The following is a 263-nucleotide window of genomic DNA, read 5'->3' on the forward strand; positions in this document are numbered from 1 at the left end:
GCCACCGCGCTGAATACCATCAGCGGCTGAAAGGTGGCGTTGTTGATGATTTGCCCGGAGCGCGTGATTTCGACAAACCCGATGATGGCGGCCAGCGAGGTGCCTTTGATGATCTGCACCATGTAGCCGACCGTCGGCGCCAGCGCAATCTTGAAGGCCTGCGGCAGGATCACGTCCCGCATGCGGGACAGATAGGGCAGGCTGAGCGCCTGCGCCGCCTCCCACTGCCCGCCGGGGATGGCCTGGATGCAGCCGCGCCAGAT

General features: G+C 64.6%; 1 protein-coding gene. It reads right to left on the reverse strand.

Annotated features, from left to right (window positions below; genetic code table 11):
* A partial coding sequence (locus C5P05_RS00185; RefSeq protein ID WP_114967969.1) for an ABC transporter permease subunit occupies positions 1-263 on the reverse strand: 263 nt, incomplete at both ends.

It is taken from the genome of Rhodoferax ferrireducens, assembly GCF_003347515.1.
Taxonomy (GTDB): Bacteria; Pseudomonadota; Gammaproteobacteria; order Burkholderiales; family Burkholderiaceae_C; genus Rhodoferax.